The following is a 14,663-nucleotide window of genomic DNA, read 5'->3' as shown; positions in this document are numbered from 1 at the left end:
CTACAGGGGATATGCGTTACAGCACGCCATACTCGCGGGCGGTGCGATCCACGGCGATCCGTGTTTTGTCGACCAGTTCATCCAGCTCCGCCCGTGTGGCGATCAGCGCCGGGGCCATGATCATCCGGCCCAGCGTCGAACGAATGATCAGGCCTTCCTCAAAACCAATCGTGCGGCAGCGCCAGGCGATGTCGTTCTCGTTGGCAAAGCGCTTGCGCGTGGCTTTGTCTTCGGCGAACTGCAACGCCGCCACCAACCCGACACCCTGAATCTCACCCACCAGCGGATGGTTGCCGAACACCTCGCGCAGGCAGTTCTGCAGGTACGGGCCGGTGTCGGTTTTCACCTGAGTGACCACGCCTTCATCGCGCAACGCCTTGAGGTTGGCAATCGCCACCGCAGCCGCCACCGGGTGGCCGGAGTAGGTCAGGCCGTGAGCGAACACGCCGCCTTTTTCCACCAGTGCCTCGGCCATGCGCCGCGACAGGATCAAGCCGCCCATGGGGATGTAGCCGGAGGTCAGGCCCTTGGCGATGGACAGGGTGTCCGGCTCGAAACCGAAGGCCTGATGCGCGAACCATTCGCCGGTGCGGCCAAATCCGCCGATGACTTCGTCAGCACACAGCAGCACGTCGTATTGGCGGCAGATGCGCTGGATTTCCGGCCAGTAGGTGGCGGGCGGGATGATCATGCCGCCGGCGCCCTGGAACGGTTCGGCGACGAACGCGGCAACCTTGTCGGCACCCAGTTCGAGGATCTTGTCTTCCAGTTGCCGCGCCGCCCGCAGGCCGAATTCTTCGGGGCTGAGGTTGCCTTCGTGAGCGAACCAGTACGGCTCGTCGATGTGCGCGACGTCAGGGATGGTGCCGCCCATTTCGTGCATGAATTTCATGCCGCCCAGCGCCGTCGCGGCCAGGGTCGAACCGTGGTAGCCGTTCCAGCGGCCGATCATGATTTTCTTCTCGGGTTTGCCCATCACCTGCCAGAACTTGCGCACGGTGCGGATCAGCACCTCGTTGGCTTCCGAGCCGGAGTTGGTGTAGATCGCGTGGCTGTAGTGCTGGGGCAGCAGGCTGAACAACAGCTCGGAGAGCTCGATCACCTGCGGGTGAGTGGTGTGGAAGAACATGTTGTAGTAGGGCAGTTGTTGCAGCTGCGCGGTCGCGGCAGCGGCCAGGTCCTTGCGCCCGTAACCGAGGTTGGTGCACCACAGGCCGGACATGCCGTCCAGGTAGCGATTGCCGTCGTTGTCCCACAGCGCCAGGCGATCACCGCTGACCATCACCCGCGGGCCTTCCTCGTTGAGGGCCTTCTGATCGACGAACGCGTGAATGTGGTGGGCGGCGTCGGCGGCCTGGTAATCGCGGGTGCTGCGGGTCGGATCGAATTCGGCGGACATGGCGGTTCTCCAGAGAAACGGGGCAAGTGGGTGCGCGTTCATTCAAGCGGTGCACGGTTAATATTTGTCACTTAAAAATATTTTTGTAAAGAAAATATTTGTCGGTGAAAAAATAAATCCGTAGGCTGACGACCATCAGCAAGTCAGGACAAAGGCACCATGAGCGGGCTCAGAGAGCGGCAAAAGGAACAGCGCAGGGAAGTCATCGCGCAGGCAGCGCTGGAGCTGTTCAAGACCAACGGTTTTGCGGCCACCACGCTGGACCAGATCGCGGTCCAGGCCGGGGTGTCTGCGCCGACGGTGGTCAATTACTTTGGCGGCAAGCAGGAGATCTTGCTGGCCTTGCTCAAGCAACCGGACGAGCAGGCCATGCGTGAGGCGCGGGCCAATCTGGATGACGACAGCGATCCGCTGGAAGCGCTGTGCGAGTTCGAAGGCCTAATGACCGACTACCAACTGCAAGCCATGCCGGCCTCGCTGTGGCGTGAATTGGCACCGTTTCTACTGACGGGTGAGTTGGCGCTGGCGTTGAGCCCGTGGAATGCGGCGGTGATCGAAGAAACCAAGGCCCTGCTCGGGCATTTTCAGGCGCAGGGCAAGGTGCGGGCGACGGTAGATCTGGACGTGGCGGCGACGCTGTTCAACCAGTACGCGAATATGGCGTTTATCCGTCTGGCGACCGAGCCTGAGCCGGACAGGGCGGCACATGCCGAACACATGCGCGGTGTGCTGGGTTTGATCTGCCATGGCATTTTGAGCAGCGAGTAGCGGTTTTCAGGTTTTCGGCAACCACGGCTGCATCTGCTCCAGCATCCCGCGTCCGCCACGGCGCAATCCGGCGGCCATGGTCAGCCACGACAGCTCGGTAATGATCACTTCGCGGACATGCAGCAAGCGCACTTCGCCCGCCGTGCCACCGGCCGTTCCGCCATCCGGCATGTACACCGTCATCCAGTCACCGAGACTTTCCACCACCAGACACAGGCGCCAGCCTTGTTCTTCGGCAATCAGGCCGACCTTCGAGCCGTCGGGGTTTTCCATCCCGGCAAAGCGTGTGGTGGTGTCCTTGAGCAACTGGTAACCCGGCAGATTGCTCAAGACCTTGTCTACGGTGTTTTCGATCGCTCGGGCAGCGGTGGAAGTGCGGGCCAGCAAACCGGCGAGAAAACACAGCACAATCAAACCGAACAATGTCGCCAGCGTGATCAGGGTCACGCCGGCAACGTCGTGCCCGGCAAACATCGGCAGTAGCTTCTCTACGGGGCCACGCAACAGGTGGATGGCTTTTTCCAGCAGGACGAAAATCAGCACCAGAGGCAGAATGAACAGCAGCCCGCCGATCACGGTGGTTTTGATGAACTTGAACATGGCAGCTCCTTGCTGAATTCCTTCAGTGACACAAAGCAAGGCTAGCTGAATAAAATTCCGAGGCCGACTGGCGACGAACAAGGAGCAGGGCGCATGAGCGCTGGCGCGACATCTGGCTCGATTGCACCCAGAGCATGAGTGGATTCAGCGATTGCAAACACCTGAAAAATACTCCCGACCCAACAAATGAACTGTGGCGAGGGAGCTTGCTCCCGCTGGGGCGCGAAGCGGCCCCGCTTTTGAGGAGGACTGCTGTGCAGTCCAGCGGGAGCAAGCTCCCTCGCCACAAAATGTCTAGCGGCGGATCGCCAGGTATGACTGGCCCAGGTCGCCGGCCCAACCATCGAGAACAGCCTTGACGTCATCGGCGGTCAGTACCTGTTTGTCGTTTTCCAGCGGCAGCCCGGTGCCCTTGCGCACGACTTCGGCGACCACTTCGCCGGTTGAGCCGTCTTCGAATGAGACTTCGGTGGTGATTTCACTGTCCTGGTCGCGGATGCCGGTGGCGGTGCTCACGCCGGCGGCAACCAGCGTCACCGGAAGCCATTCATAAAAGCGCAGGCCCTGGGTGCTGGCGGCGACGCGGGTGATCGCCGGTCTGATGGTCAGGGTGTTCGGGCCGGGTTGCGGCATCAGGCGCATGACCTTGCCCAGTTCCAGCCTGAGCGCGGCGTCGTAGTAGTCGGTGACGCCGGACAGCGTGCTCAGCGGGATCCGCTCGGTCGGCGCGGCGCTCGGGTAGAACTGGCTGGGCGCCAGATAGGCCTGGGTGTAACGCCCCCGCGCCAGCGCCGGGCTGACCCAACCCAGCACCGTCTGCCCCGATGGCGACTGGCGCTCGCTGAGCACGCTGTAATCGTGCAGAAATCCGGTGTACTTCTGCGGTTCGACGGTTTTGCTGCTGCAGGCCGACAGGCTGAGGGACGCCGTACACAGCACCGACATCAAGCAATGGCTTCTGATCATGCGAATCCTTGTTTTGCGCTTTTGCCCCGCGTCGTTCAAGCGCGGGCTGTGATGGGGGAGGAGAGTGGCGGGGTGTTGTCCGAGCATTCGATGTGCAGCTGGCCGTGGCTCATGATCCACTGGATCAGGTCGGCAGCCGGAATCGAATGCACGTACTCCACCCATTGCGAATCGCTGGGGCCGTACTGCTCGAAATAGCGGCGCAGGACGATTCGGCTTTGATCATCTGACAGGCCCAGGCAAAACTCCTGAAACAACAGCGGCGTATCCTGCTCGGGCGCGCTGGTGCGCTGGCTGAGAATCAACGGATAGCGGGCGTCGTGGCCCTCGGCGGTATAACGGTTGTGCAATGCGCTCATTGAAAGCCCCCCGGTTGTCGATAGCGTGCAGGGTGCCCGAGGGGTTTTGCCGCAGAATGTCCGCTTGATGTCCGGGGCGACGGAATGTTGCTCGATTGAAATATATGACCCGCCCGCCAGAATAGTTTTAGATGCGTTCTTTTTTGGCCTGAGGATCCTGTGCCCGTGAGCAGACTGCTGATCGTCGACGATGACGTGGAAATTCTTGCCCTGCTGAAGAAGTTCTTCGTCCAGCACGCCTACGAGGTCGATGTCGCTGCCGACGGCGCAGCGATGTGGGCGGCGATTGCCCAGCAGCGCCCGGACACGATCATTCTCGACCTGATGCTGCCCGGCGAAGGTGGCCTGAGCCTGTGCCAGAAAGTGCGGGCGCAGATGGGCATTCCGATCATCATGCTGACCGCCATGGGCGAGTTGAGCGACCGGATTGTCGGCCTCGAACTGGGCGCCGATGACTACGTCACCAAACCGTTCGCCCCGCGTGAATTGCTGGCTCGCCTGCGCGCCGTGCAGCGCCGCGCCGGTGAGCAGGTCAGCCCTGCGAGCGAGCCGTCACGGCCGGTGATCGCCTTCGCCGGTTGGCATCTGGACATCACCTGTCGCGAGCTGCGCTCCCCGGAAAACGTGATGATTCCGCTGTCCGGTGGCGAGTTCGATCTGCTGGTGGTGTTTCTCGAACACCCGCAGCGCATCCTCACCCGCGAGCAACTGATCGACCTGTCTCGCGGTCAGGGCCACGACGCCTTTGATCGCAGCATCGACGTGCAGGTCAGCCGCTTGCGCCGCAAGATCGAGCCGGACAGTAAGCGCCCGGACCTGATCCGCACCGTGCGCAACGGCGGTTACATGTTCACCGCCAAGGTCACTCGTTCATGATCCGTCGATTCCTGCGCCGTGATCCGCTGAGTCGGCGGATCGCCCTGACCATCGTCGCGGCCATGCTCGCGTCGCTGGCACTCAATTTCCTGTTCGTGGAGGTGGCCGGGACCTGGGCGCGGCCACCGATTGAACGCACCGGGTTGCTGGAGCAGATCGCCGCGACCGTCAAGGTCATCGAGGCTGCACCCGCGCCTTTACGCCCGAAACTGGCGCACGCGGCAACCGGCCCGACGCAGGAAGTGACCTGGAGTGCGCAACGCGACGAACTTGGATTGCCTGCGGGTGGCACGCAGCTCATCGCCAACAAGACGTCGGGGTTGCATCAGTTGTTGGGCGATGAGCGAGACATTCGGGTGTTCAATCCCGCTGACTGGCCGAGCGGCAGTCCGCTGGCGCGCTATGCGGCGCTGATTCAACTGCCGGATTCCAGTTGGCTGTTGTTCTCTTCGCCCGAGCGCTCCTGGGGCCTGGACATCGGCACGCGCATCGCGATCATCATCGCCCTCGGCCTGATCGCCACCGTGCTGGTGGCCTGGCTGGCCACGCAGCAACTGGTCAAGCCACTGCAACGCTTTGCCAGCGCCGCCCGGCGTTTTGGCAGTGATCTGCGCGCACCGCCGATCAAAGTCGAAGGCCCCGACGAGATCCGCCAGGCGATCATCGCCTTCAACACCATGCAGGCGCAGATTCAGCACTACATCAGCGAACGCACGCACATGCTCGCATCGATTTCCCACGACTTGCGCGCACCGCTGACCCGGATGCGCCTGCGCAGCGAGTTCATGGAGGACTTTGATCATCAGGGCAAACTGATCCGCGACATCGAAGAAATGCAGTCGATGATCAACGCGGCACTGGCGTTCTTTCGGGAAGATACTCAGCCGGAGCAAAGCACCGCGTTCGACCTGTCGGAACTATTGCAGACGATCATCGACGACTACCGCGACCAGAACATTGCCATCGATTTCAACGGCCCGGCGCATCTGGTCTACGAGGGCCGGCCGCTGGGGATCAAACGGGTGATCGTCAATCTGCTGGAAAACGCCGAAAAGTACGCGCAGCAGCCGGCAATCGCCCTGAGCAGCGACGGTTACAGCGTGTGCATCGACGTCAGTGACAATGGGCCGGGAATTCCCGAAGCGTCGTTGCAGCGGGTGTTCGACCCGTTTTTCCGCCTGGAAACCTCGCGCAACCGGGAAACCGGTGGTGTCGGGCTCGGGCTGTCGGCGGCGCGGGCGATTGTGCGCGAGCAGGGCGGCGAACTGAGTTTGAGCAATCGCAGCAGCGGTGGTCTGCTGGCTCGGGTTGAGTTGCCTTTGTAATACTTTGAAACATTTGCTCGTGACGGGCGGTCAACAGGACACATTCACTGCAAGAAGCGTCCATGAAAACCCCACGGCCCTCCGCACGTCTTGAACCGCTGTCACAACTGCGCAATCTGAAAATGGCCCGCTCCGCCCACGCCTATGTCCGTGGCAGTACGGTGCAGTTTTATGAGTGGCTGCACAGCCAACCGGGCCGCAACTTACCGAAGGGGCCGGCGGTGTGGATCTGCGGCGATTGTCACGCCGGCAATCTCGGACCGACCGGCGACCTGAAAGGGCGCATCGACATCCACATCCGCGACCTCGACCAAACCGTTATCGGCAACCCCGCGCATGATCTGGTACGCCTGGCGCTGTCCTTGGTCACCGCCGCCCGAGGTTCGGACCTGCCCGGCGTCGCCACCGCGCGCATGCTGGAAGAGATGATGCGCGGCTATGAGCAGGCGTTTGAAGACGACGTCGACAAAGAGCCGCCAAGACCCGCGCAGGTGAAGGCCGGCATGCGCAGCGCGGTGCAGCGCACCTGGAAGCATCTGGCCCAGGAGCGCATCGAGAGCACCAAACCAACTATTCCGCTGGGCAAGCATTTCTGGTCGCTGTCACGCGAAGAGCGCAGCGCGCTGAAGACCCTTTGCGCCACGCCAGACCTGCACACGCTGGTGACCTCATTGAAGGGCCGCAACAAGGACGATCGGGTGAAAATGCTCGATTCGGCCTACTGGGTCAAAGGCTGCAGCTCGCTGGGGCTCAAGCGTTATGCGGTGTTGCTGGGGGTGGGCGAGGGCGATGATCAGGAATATTGCCTGCTCGATATCAAAGAGGCAGTTGCTGCCGCCGCCCCCCGGGTGGCGCGAGCAGCGATGCCCCGCGACAACGGCAAACGTGTGGTCGAAGGCGCGCGTTTTCTTTCGCCGGGTCTGGGCAACCGGATGATCGCCACTCGGGTGCTTGACCATGGTTTCTTCATTCGTGAACTGCTGCCGCAAGACATGAAACTGGAGCTCGATCAACTGAGCCAGACCGATGCCATGCTCGCCGCCGGGTATCTGGCCCGGGTCGTGGGGCTGGCCCATGCGCGGCAGATGGACATGAGCACACGGGCGTCATGGATGCGTGAACTGCAAGCGTGCCGCTCGAAGACACTGGATGCGCCGTCGTGGCTGTGGACCAGTGTTGTGCAGTTGGTTGGCAAACATGAGAAGGGTTATCTGGAGCATTGCCGGCGTTATGCGTTGGAGCATTGATCTGTGTGAGTGAAACAGTTGTCGGTTGCCGATATGAAATTTGTTCTGTAGATTTTCATGAAATTATAAGAAATAAATTTCATGAGGCGCCGAATGTTTCAGCAATCCCAGCGGCATGTCGCCAGTTATTACGCCCACAGTTGCGCCGATATTCTCAGCACACGGCCGGCGCTGAAAGGTGCGCACGACACCGACGTGGTGATCATCGGTGCCGGTTTCAGTGGGCTGCACACCGCGTTGCGTCTGGCCCTGGCCGGCAAGCGCGTCACTGTGCTCGAAGCCAGTCGCGTGGCGTGGGCCGCCTCGGGGCGTAATGGCGGGCAGGCGATTCTGGGCTGGTCGTGCGACATGCCGCCACTGGAGGCTGCGCTTGGATATGAGCGCGCCAGGCGTCTGTGGGACGGCATGCGTTGGGCCGCACAGGAGCTGCGTGAATTGCCCGGACGGCATGGTTTCGATTGCGACTATCGCCCCGGCCATTTGTGGACGTCGGTGATGCCGCGTCGGGTCCGCCTGCTGACTGAATGGCAACACGAAGCCAGTCACAAATGGGGCCATGACGGTCTGCAGTTCATTCCTCGTGAAGACTTGCCGCAGTGGGTCGCCAGCGATCGTTATCAGGCGGGGCTCTTTGACGCCGAAGGCGCACACCTCAATCCGCTGAAACTCGCCCTCGGGCTGGCCGCCGCCATCGAGCGGGCCGGCGGGCGTATTCATGAGCAAAGCAAAGCGTTGAGTTATCAGCAGGAGGGCAGCGGTTTCCGGGTCAATACCGAGCGCGGTGCGGTGAAGGCCGACGTGCTGGTGCTGGCCTGCAATGCCTATCTCGATCAACTCGACCCGCAACTCTCCAGCTGCATCCTGCCGGTCGGCACTTATCAAGTCGCCACCGCGCCACTGACACCGGAGCAAGCCACCGCGCTGCTGCCGAGTAACGTTTGCGTGACCGACAACCAGTTCGTTCTCGATTACTTCCGTCGTACCTCCGACAACCGTCTGTTGTTCGGGGGCGGCTGCACTTATCTGGGCGGTATGCCCAAGGATATTGCAGCGGCGACCCGGCCGTTTCTTGAGCGCGTGTTTCCGCAGCTCAAGGGCGTTGAGCTGCAATTCGCCTGGGGCGGGCACATCGATCTGACCATGAACCGTACGCCGGATGTCGGCGGCGAGGGCAACCGTTATTGGCTTCAGGGGTATTCGGGCCACGGCGTGCTGCCGACGCTGGCTGCCGCCCGTGCGGTGTCCGATGCGATTCTCGGCGACGCGGATGAACTGGCGTTGTACCAGGGCCTGAGCAATGGCCGTTTCCCCGGCGGCAAATACTTCGCTGCACCGCTGGAAGCCATCGGCAAAGCCTGGTATCGGCTGCGCGACAGCATTTGATGAGATTTTGATCATGAACAAGCAAGAAGAAATCGCCGCGCTGGCGATCCTGATCCACGACTTGCGCAAGCACAAGAAGTACACCCTCAAGGATCTGGCCGACAAGATTGGCCGTTCCGTGGGTTTTCTCTCGCAGGTTGAACGTGGGCTGTCGCGCCCGACTGTGGCCGACCTCACCGCGATCAGCGAAACCCTCGGCGTGCCGACCACCTATTTCTACAGCCTGCCCAAAGCCAAACAAGTGCCGTGGGTCACCCGTCCGGACGAACGACGCACGTTGTATTACGCCAACGGCATCACCGACATTCTGGTGTCGCCACAAATGCGCGCCTCGTTTTCCATGCTCGAAAGTCATCTGGAACCGGGCGCAAGCAGCGGCGACCGCCACATGAGCGACAGCTCGGAGCAGGGCGGCTACGTGCTCGAAGGAGAACTGACCTTGTGGCTGGGCAACGACGACGAGCCGGTCACCTTGAGGGCCGGCGACAGCTTTCAATTCGACAGTCACACCCATTGCCGCTACGGCAACCTCACCGGGCAGCTCACTCGCGTGCTCTGGGTCTACACCTGATAACAACAAAGGAAATCCAAGATGGACGCTGTCTGCTCTGACCTGCTCGCCGAAGTGCGCGCGTTTCGCCAACGCTACCCCGAGGTGCGTTATGTCGACCTGATTTCCCTGGACATTCCGGCGCATTTTTACGGCAAGCGGTATCCGGTGGACATGCTCGAAAAAGTTGCGGCGGGCAGCGCACTGAAGCTGCCGCAGAACTGCGTGCTGCTCGGCGTGCAGGGCGGTCTGTTCAAGATTGGCGATTACTGCTTCAACGACGGCGACCCGGACGCTGTGCGCCGCTTGGTGCCCGGCACACTCAAGCCCGTGACTTGGGAAGCACAACCGCTGGGGCAGATGCTGATTACCTCCGACGGCACCGCCAAACCGATCGAATTCGAACCCCGCGAGGTATTGGCGAAAGTGCTGGATCGATTGGCGGGCAAAGGCATTCACCCGGTGGTGGCCTTCGAACTGGAGTTCTATCTGTTCGACAAAAAACTGCGCGACGGCCTGCCGCAATTCCCTCGCGACGAGCTGACCGACGACGCCGATGATCAGCCAAACATGCACATCGAACGCCTGTCGCGTTTCGCCCCGGTGCTCGACGAAATGGTTGAAGCAACGCGGGCGCAGGGTATCGACGCCACGGTGATCACCGCCGAGCTGGGGCCGGGGCAGTTCGAAATCAATTTCGGCCATCTGGACGACGGCTTGCGTGCCGCCGACTGGGCGGCGCTGTTCTGTCGCAGCACCCGTGGAGTCGCGCTCAAGCATGGCTATCGCGCCAGCTTCATGGCCAAACCGTACGTGGAGCATCCGGGCAGCGGCATGCATGTGCATGTCAGCCTGTATGACGCCGCTGGCAATAACCTGCTGGCCGCCAATCACCAGCAAGCGCTGCGCCATGCGGTGGCCGGCTGCCTGGATCTGCTGCCGCACAGCATGCCGATCTTCGCTCCAAACCAGAACGCCATGCGCCGCCTGAGCGGCACGGTGAACACCGCGACCCAGGCGAGCTGGGGTTACGAAGATCGCGACGCCTGCCTGCGCATCCCTGAATCAGACACGAAAAACCTGCGCATCGAATACCGTCTGGCCGGCGCCGACGCCAACCCGTATCTGGTGCTGGCGGCAATTCTGGTGGGCCTGGAACATGGTCTGGCATCAGGCAAGGAACCGATCCCGCCCCTCAACGACGATCGCAACAGCGGCATCGATTTCCCGACGGAAATCCTCGACGCGGTGCGCGCCTTGCAGCATCAGCCACAACTGCGTGCGGGACTGGGGGCCGAGTTTGTCGACGTGTATTGCGAGAACAAACGTCAGGATCACCTGGCATTCATGCAGGAGATCAGCGCGCGGGAGTATCGCTGGTATTTGTGATCACTGGTTCAGCACACCACGTGAATCGGGTGCAGGGGCCGCGATGACCGGATGGAGTTCAGTACCGGTGAATTCCATCGCTCATCAAAATTGAAGAGCGTGCCACGAGGTATTTTGAACACGGGGCGTGAGGATGGCGAAAGAACGGCTTGAATGACGTCTGGAGAAAATCCAACGCCATCCCATGCGGTGTCTGCGCTGAGTTGGAAATAGTTGACTTTGGCTGGCAGCTATCGGCCAGAAGGGGTCATTCAAAGGATGGTTGTCAGTCTCTAACCATTATTTCTTCACACTTTTTTTGCTTTATGGAGGTGCACCAAATAATTCATATGCGCTCCTTTTTGATGCTGTTGCAGCCACATCTCCACAATTAAAGGCTTCGTTGGTCGTGGTTTATTTGCCAAAATGGTGCATAAAAAAATAGTTTGACAGCGCAGTTCGGTTGAACATTAATTATCAGGGCGCTCAACTGGAATGTGAAACACACTCTGCTACGGTTCGTGTTTAAGGGTTGCTACTTCGTATTGAGCAGTATGAGCGATTGGGAACTCGACCGATTGAGGCCGTTTTCTACGATTGGCAGCTTGCGACTGTGGTAAGGGGGTTGACCATGTTTTTCGGCGTAAGAGGTATGATCGAGAGTACTTCGAAAAGAATCGAGATATATACAAGAATAAAATGCACGGCCACATCTTTTCTAAGTTTGGCGTGAGCGCAGAAAGCTTTAAAGTCAATCATTTTGTAGCAGGCTGATTCGTGTGAAGGGGTCGCCATGGCAGGGAGCTATAGCGGCCCTCATACGAAGAAGGAAATTATGAATTGAGTACATTTCGAACGTATCTATACCTGGAGTTATTGCTCTGGATCTACCTCGGATGTTGGAACACAACGCTGCCTCTGATTATTGTACAGCGGGGCAGCCTGTTTGAACTGGCTGTCTACGAAACAGCACTCGCATTCGCAGCGATAATTTCAATGTTGTGCTTTGCGCCACGCGTTGAGTCGATGCGCCGTAGTACTGCTCTTAAGGCAGGTTGTATTGTAATCTTGTTTGCCAGTGCATTGCGGTACTTATTTGCTTCTAACTGGTATTCGCTTGACGCCCTGATTCTCATAGACGTTATCGCCGTAGCAGCATTTGGAGTGGTCCAGCCTCTTTTTGGCATCTATCCTGCTGAAACTGTTGATAAACATCAAACGAGTGCTGCATTTCGCATTCGGCGTATCGTTGTTACCGTGGGTAGGGTTGCGGGGCCTTTGTTAGCGGGCATTGTAATCGCGGTGTATTCATTGGACATCTCGCTACTTTTTTCTTCAATACTGGGACTGGTAGCCGTAGTAATAGCAATGGCTCTACCGATAAGTGAAGCCCCCACAAAGCCGAGATCAACATCACATCGTATTAATGACATATTTCTTGGGCTTAAACTTAAATGCATTCTTCCGCCTGAACAATTTTTGACCTGTTCTGGGCTGCTACTTGGTTTGACCGTCACGGCGATCGTGCCGATGCTGGTTCCAACACTTATACATACTCGCAATCTTGCGGAAGGCAGTGCAGGCCTGTTGAATGCTGTCTTCGCGAGTGGAGCTATTGCAGGCTTGTTAATTTTGAGCCCAATTATTGCTAAAAGACAAAATCAGCGCAAAAAGTATCTTGGATGTTGGTCGTTACTGACTTTTTCACTTTGCGCGACGACGCAAAGCGACGAAGTTTGGCTATTGATTCCTTGGCTATTTTTCGCGGGGGCGGCCAGTGCTTGTATTACCTTGATCGGAATGGATAAAAGAGTTGTGTCTATACCTTCGGGTGCACGCGTAAGATTGATGGCGTCCACGTTGGTTATTAGTCAGTTGGGAAGCTCGGTTTCATTCGTGATAACTGGCGCTATCATGTCTAAATTCGGCACGGCGAGTCTGGTATGGCTGTATCTGGGAGTGTTTGCAGTTATCGTTTTATACTCCATGCGTTCAAAAGAGGTATGGCAATTCCTGGAGAATGATGCTGAGGTGGAGCTGTATTATCAAAATAAACATCCGAAACTCGCGGCAGTTATGGCTACATGACATAGGCTTCAGGTAAGTGGAAGGGTTTATTGTAAAATATCAAGGGATTGTGGTTGCTCGTGTACGTCATACAAACATGACCTTACCGTGATGGGCGCTCCATCGAGTAAAGGGCGTATTTCAGGTCTAGGACAGCTCTTGTAGGGGATGGGGGTGTCGACTAGACGTCGGGCACCTCATATAGGTTGGAAGAGAGGCAGATACTACACAAATGCCAATACGTCAGCTTCTGGCCCAGAGTGTGTAAAAACGCAAGATCTCCTCTCGGTCTTCAAGGCTGACCCTGCTCTCGCGAAACGCGGGGTCGAAGTTATCTGATTTGGAACAGGCGGGAGATCGCGGTTATGGCCTTGTCTCCGTCAGTTTCATAGAGACCGAACAGGCGCGTTTGGTCGCTCAGACGATGAAGCCGAAAATGGTTATAGAACGCTTGGCCTAAGCGCTGATTATCGAATACACCGCGTTCCCAAAGAGTTAAAAACTCTTGATACGCAACGCGCTCAATTTCCAGTCTCGGCATGCTTTCCATATACACATCCATTTATGTCAGCGATGACCGAATCCTACTGACGCCGGACAGATGCGGCAATGCGTGTTTGGGGGCGATTTTTAATCATCCGAACTGGCTTTGGAGTTTTTATCGGGCAACTTCCGGTCAGAAGGCGACACTCGCGAGTGACCGCTTTCCCATAGCGGCCCTGCGCGAATGGCAGATAAAGAGGAATGTCTGTCGCTCTCGCTTAGCCCAACCTCATGCCAGCGCATCATCCTGATGTGACAGCGGCTGCACCGCCAGGTGTGGCGTTTCGCCGAAGAACTCAATCAGCAGTTCAGTGAGCACACGAATTTTGCGCGCAGGGTGCGGACCCGGCGGGCGGATGATGTAGGCACCGGCCGGAGGGGGAGGATGGTTTGTCATGATCGGCACCAGTGCGCCGGATGCCACGTGTTCATGGGTGAGGCAGTCGGGCAGGTAGGCGACACCGAGGCCTGCGGTCGCGGCGGCAACCAGGGCGATGCCGTTGTCGGCCTTGAAGCGGCCTTGCGGACGGACCGTGATGACGTTGTCGCCATCCATGAATTGCCAGGCTTCGGTGCCCTGCATGAGGGCCTGATGGGCAATCAGTTCATCCGGCGTCTGGGGTTCTCCATGCGCGTTGATGTAGGCGGGGCTCGCGACGAGCTTGGTGTAGACCGGGCCAATCCGTCTACCGATCAGATTGGAGTCCTGCATATAGCCGACCCGGATGGCGCAATCGTACCCCTCGGCAATAAGGTCAACGAAGCGATCGCTGTAACAGGTCTGGATGTGCAGTTGCGGATGCCGACGCGCCATTTCTGCCAGCATCGGGGCGAAGTGACTCTGGCCGAACGACAGCGGCACGGCCACGCGCAAGCGGCCGCGGAGGGCGCCGGCGGGCAGGATCGTTTCCTTGGCGATGTCGATCTCGGTGCAAACCCTGGCGGCGTAGTCCCGGAACGTCGCACCGGCCTCGGTAAGCGCCGCCCCGCGAGTGGAGCGTGCCAGCAATTGCACACCCAATTCGGTTTCAAGCCGAGCCAGGCGGCGGCTGACGATCGATTTCGACACGCCAAGACGCAGGGCAGCCTGCGAAATGCCCCCGGCATCAGCCACTTCCACGAAGGTCTGCAGTTCTTCGATATCCACGCTTGCGTTCCTCTTTTCGCGACACAGCACGTCGCGCAATGCTACTACTGCGGCAAACATGGGAA

At 59.1% G+C, this 14,663-nt stretch carries 14 protein-coding genes; 8 read left to right on the top strand and 6 right to left on the bottom strand.

Annotated features, from left to right (window positions below):
- Positions 1 to 16 precede the first annotated feature (16 nt).
- A complete protein-coding gene (locus JN524_RS01555; RefSeq protein WP_202368230.1) occupies positions 17 to 1,399 on the bottom strand; it encodes an aspartate aminotransferase family protein in 1,383 nt (460 codons plus the stop codon).
- 159 nt (positions 1,400 to 1,558) lie between these two features.
- Between JN524_RS01555 and JN524_RS01550 the strand changes: the two genes are divergently transcribed.
- Entirely contained in the window at positions 1,559 to 2,167 is a 609-nt protein-coding gene (locus tag JN524_RS01550) for a TetR/AcrR family transcriptional regulator (RefSeq protein WP_202368229.1), read from the top strand.
- A 6-nt stretch (positions 2,168 to 2,173) separates the two neighbouring features.
- On the opposite strand, the gene JN524_RS01545 is transcribed toward JN524_RS01550, so the two are convergent.
- The 3 genes from JN524_RS01545 to JN524_RS01535 form a co-directional block, all read right to left on the bottom strand.
- Positions 2,174 to 2,767: a hypothetical protein gene (locus tag JN524_RS01545; RefSeq protein WP_202368228.1), complete on the bottom strand. Its 594-nt coding sequence runs from the start codon at positions 2,765 to 2,767 to the stop codon at positions 2,174 to 2,176.
- A 294-nt stretch (positions 2,768 to 3,061) separates the two neighbouring features.
- Positions 3,062 to 3,733, bottom strand: a complete 672-nt coding sequence (locus JN524_RS01540; protein ID WP_202368227.1) for a DUF3313 domain-containing protein — start codon at positions 3,731 to 3,733, stop codon at positions 3,062 to 3,064.
- Positions 3,734 to 3,768: 35 nt separating this feature from the next.
- On the bottom strand, positions 3,769 to 4,092 hold the full coding sequence (locus JN524_RS01535) for a hypothetical protein (protein WP_115989750.1): 324 nt from the start codon (positions 4,090 to 4,092) through the stop codon (positions 3,769 to 3,771).
- A 165-nt stretch (positions 4,093 to 4,257) separates the two neighbouring features.
- Here JN524_RS01535 and JN524_RS01530 point away from each other — a divergent pair, with 165 nt between their 5' ends.
- The 7 genes from JN524_RS01530 to JN524_RS01500 all read left to right on the top strand — a co-directional run bounded on the left by JN524_RS01530 (position 4,258) and on the right by JN524_RS01500 (position 12,929).
- Positions 4,258 to 4,968 (top strand): response regulator, encoded by a 711-nt coding sequence (locus JN524_RS01530; protein WP_027614282.1) that lies wholly within the window; start codon positions 4,258 to 4,260, stop codon positions 4,966 to 4,968.
- Complete coding sequence (locus JN524_RS01525; RefSeq protein ID WP_202368226.1) at positions 4,965 to 6,293, top strand: ATP-binding protein; 1,329 nt, start codon at positions 4,965 to 4,967, stop codon at positions 6,291 to 6,293. The genes JN524_RS01530 and JN524_RS01525 overlap by 4 nt, the downstream gene beginning before the upstream one ends.
- Positions 6,294 to 6,355: 62 nt before the next feature.
- Complete coding sequence (locus JN524_RS01520; RefSeq protein WP_202368225.1) at positions 6,356 to 7,540, top strand: DUF2252 family protein; 1,185 nt, start codon at positions 6,356 to 6,358, stop codon at positions 7,538 to 7,540.
- Between the two features lie 93 nt (positions 7,541 to 7,633).
- Positions 7,634 to 8,923, top strand: a complete 1,290-nt coding sequence (locus JN524_RS01515; protein ID WP_202368224.1) for an NAD(P)/FAD-dependent oxidoreductase — start codon at positions 7,634 to 7,636, stop codon at positions 8,921 to 8,923.
- 13 nt (positions 8,924 to 8,936) lie between these two features.
- Complete coding sequence (locus JN524_RS01510; protein WP_183779823.1) at positions 8,937 to 9,494, top strand: helix-turn-helix domain-containing protein; 558 nt, start codon at positions 8,937 to 8,939, stop codon at positions 9,492 to 9,494.
- A 21-nt stretch (positions 9,495 to 9,515) separates the two neighbouring features.
- Positions 9,516 to 10,862, top strand: coding sequence for a glutamine synthetase family protein (locus tag JN524_RS01505; protein WP_202368223.1), 1,347 nt, complete (start codon positions 9,516 to 9,518; stop codon positions 10,860 to 10,862).
- A gap of 819 nt (positions 10,863 to 11,681) precedes the next feature.
- Positions 11,682 to 12,929: an MFS transporter gene (locus tag JN524_RS01500; protein WP_202368222.1), complete on the top strand. Its 1,248-nt coding sequence runs from the start codon at positions 11,682 to 11,684 to the stop codon at positions 12,927 to 12,929.
- Between the two features lie 310 nt (positions 12,930 to 13,239).
- Here the strand turns inward: JN524_RS01500 and JN524_RS01495 are convergent, their stop codons facing one another.
- Both JN524_RS01495 and JN524_RS01490 read right to left on the bottom strand, forming a co-directional pair.
- Positions 13,240 to 13,458 carry a hypothetical protein gene (locus JN524_RS01495; RefSeq protein ID WP_134786422.1) on the bottom strand — a complete coding sequence of 73 codons (219 nt, stop codon included), beginning with the start codon at positions 13,456 to 13,458 and terminating at the stop codon, positions 13,240 to 13,242.
- Between the two features lie 222 nt (positions 13,459 to 13,680).
- A complete protein-coding gene (locus JN524_RS01490; protein ID WP_202368221.1) occupies positions 13,681 to 14,598 on the bottom strand; it encodes a LysR substrate-binding domain-containing protein in 918 nt (305 codons plus the stop codon).
- Positions 14,599 to 14,663 lie beyond the last annotated feature (65 nt).

The sequence above is a fragment of the Pseudomonas sp. MWU318 genome (genome assembly GCF_016756945.1).
In the GTDB taxonomy this organism is placed as follows: domain Bacteria; phylum Pseudomonadota; class Gammaproteobacteria; order Pseudomonadales; family Pseudomonadaceae; genus Aquipseudomonas; species Aquipseudomonas putida_A.
Note: the sequence above shows the minus strand (reverse complement) of the source record. Positions and strands in the feature narration are given on the sequence as shown.

Bases quoted from the DNA above. Each gene is read 5' to 3' on its own strand.
- JN524_RS01515 (WP_202368224.1), top strand. From the start codon at position 7,634: ATGTTTCAGCAATCCCAGCGGCATGTCGCCAGTTATTACGCCCACAGT.
- JN524_RS01520 (WP_202368225.1), top strand. From the start codon at position 6,356: ATGAAAACCCCACGGCCCTCCGCACGTCTTGAACCGCTGTCACAACTG.
- JN524_RS01495 (WP_134786422.1), bottom strand. From the start codon at position 13,458: ATGGAAAGCATGCCGAGACTGGAAATTGAGCGCGTTGCGTATCAAGAG.
- JN524_RS01525 (WP_202368226.1), top strand. From the start codon at position 4,965: ATGATCCGTCGATTCCTGCGCCGTGATCCGCTGAGTCGGCGGATCGCC.
- JN524_RS01510 (WP_183779823.1), top strand. From the start codon at position 8,937: ATGAACAAGCAAGAAGAAATCGCCGCGCTGGCGATCCTGATCCACGAC.
- JN524_RS01505 (WP_202368223.1), top strand. From the start codon at position 9,516: ATGGACGCTGTCTGCTCTGACCTGCTCGCCGAAGTGCGCGCGTTTCGC.
- JN524_RS01545 (WP_202368228.1), bottom strand. From the start codon at position 2,767: ATGTTCAAGTTCATCAAAACCACCGTGATCGGCGGGCTGCTGTTCATT.
- JN524_RS01555 (WP_202368230.1), bottom strand. From the start codon at position 1,399: ATGTCCGCCGAATTCGATCCGACCCGCAGCACCCGCGATTACCAGGCC.
- JN524_RS01535 (WP_115989750.1), bottom strand. From the start codon at position 4,092: ATGAGCGCATTGCACAACCGTTATACCGCCGAGGGCCACGACGCCCGC.
- JN524_RS01540 (WP_202368227.1), bottom strand. From the start codon at position 3,733: ATGATCAGAAGCCATTGCTTGATGTCGGTGCTGTGTACGGCGTCCCTC.
- JN524_RS01550 (WP_202368229.1), top strand. From the start codon at position 1,559: ATGAGCGGGCTCAGAGAGCGGCAAAAGGAACAGCGCAGGGAAGTCATC.